Annotated in this window: 1 protein-coding gene; it reads left to right on the plus strand. The window is 58.2% G+C overall.

The annotated features are described in order from the left end of the window. Positions 1–2,076: right-handed parallel beta-helix repeat-containing protein (locus ABX749_RS30825; protein ID WP_372899411.1), on the plus strand; the 2,076-nt coding region annotated here is incomplete at both ends.

Below are 2,076 nucleotides of genomic sequence, written 5' to 3' on the forward strand. Positions count from 1 at the left end.
GACAACCCGGCGTTGTTCGACCAGAGTTCGGAAACGTTCTCGGTGCCGGAACAGTCGACGGAGTTCTTTGTCAACGACGCAAGCGTCGTCGGTGATGTGTTCACCACGGCACCCGGCAGCAATCGCAACACCGGACGCACTGCCGACAGTCCAAAGCCATCGCCTCGACAGATCCTGAATCAATACTCACTCGGACCGGGCGATGTATTGAAAGTGGATACGGGTGAGTATTCGCTGCTTGGACCGATTCTGCTGTCCGGTGTTCTCGGCATCGGCGACGACGAGGGCTTTCTGTTGACCGGACCCGATCCACCGGCCGATGCAACGCTGCGGCTCTATCCGGTGGTCTCGGACAATCCGTTGCTGCACCTTGTCGACGCGGACGCGGTGACGATCAAGAACTTGGGATTGGTCGATGCCCAAAATGGGATCTTGCTTTCCAGCGGAACGACTGACGTCGTACTGGAGAATTTGTTGGTCACGGGACATTCCGGTGACGGGATCCATGGCGAATCCGGCACGTCGGTCACATCGCTGACCAACATCCAGTCGAACGACAACTCGGGCGACGGCATCGAGATCGCGGGCGTGGGCTCCGGCGTTCTTAACGTCGTCGCCCTCCGCAATGGCCAATCCGGTCTGGTCGTCAACGGCGACGTCGGGGTGATCGAGGGCTTGGACGCATCACAGAACGGTGGCAACGGGTTGCGAGTCACAGGCGCGATCAGCCGCCTCAGCCAATGGACGGCCAACGGGAACGGATTGCGCGGGGCACACCTTAACGGTAGCCCTGGCATTCTCGTCGAGACCGGTTCAGCATCCGGCAATCAATCGGACGGCTTGTATGTCTTCGCGGACAATGCAACCGTTCGATCCAGCGAGTTTGCGGACAACGGTGGATACGGGATCCATGTCTATGGCGACAATGCCCTGATCGGTCATGCCGATTTGACCGCCGGACTCGGAAACATTTTGTCCAGCAATCAAGGTGGTGGAATCCGAAGCCGCCAAGACGCGATGGTTGTCGGCAATCATCTCGCCGGGCACCGGTATTCGGGAACCTTTGGAATCGAGCTGTATCGGGGAACTGCGATCCATAACGTAATCGCGGACGGCCGCGTGGGAATCCTAGCGGACGACTCCGTCGTTTCCGAAAACAGGATTTACTACCATGCTTCGACCGGGATCGAGTCGACCGGCGCGACACAGATCGTCGGCAACACCATCTACTCCGTCCCCACTGGAATTCTCGCGATGGACGCGGTGGTAGCGACAAACAACGTGATCTACGACAACGCGACAGTGGGCATCAAGCTATCGGGTGCCGACGCATCGCGTTTGGAGAACAACACGCTGTATCAAACCTCCGGCTCGGGTGTGATTCTCAATGCGTCGACCGACGTGGTGCTGCGAAACAATATCGTTTCGGTCGTTGACGGAAATGCGGTCGAGGTATCGACGGTCAGCCAGCCGGGATTTGACAGTGACTTCAATCAATTCGAAGTCACTGGGACTGGGAACATCGGCCGGTGGGCGGGAATCCCCGTGCCCGATCTAGGCGGTTGGCAGATCGTCTCGTTCGGCGATAAGAATTCGTTCGTCGGTTCACCACAGTTTGTCGACGTGCTCGGTAGCGACGCAATGCTCGGTTACGTGGATTCACTTCATGACGGGCGTGATGATGATTTCCATCTCAAGAGCAACGTCGGCCGGTTCACGGGATCCCTCAGTCCGGTTGTTGACGCCGTGACGAATTTGCCCGTGTTCCTGGCCTCCGCTGAATTCGTGGACTCCGTTCAGTCCGCGGCGATCGATCGGGGCGACCAAGCCAGTGACTTTGCCAATGAGCCTGCCAACAACGGTGGCTATGTGAACTTGGGGGCCTACGGGAATACGACGCAAGCATCGAAAAGTCCCGCCGACTTTTTGTTCGTATTCACACCCAACGGCGGGGAAGTGTTCCCGGCGACGAAGGATGTCGATATCACCTGGAGGACGGCCTTGCTGGGTGGTGGAACGATGGTGGACATTGCACTCGTTCGAGATTCGGATCCGCTCTACAGCTTGCCGCTGGTC

Source organism: Stieleria sp., from assembly GCF_041595215.1.
GTDB lineage: Bacteria > Planctomycetota > Planctomycetia > Pirellulales > Pirellulaceae > Stieleria > Stieleria magnilauensis.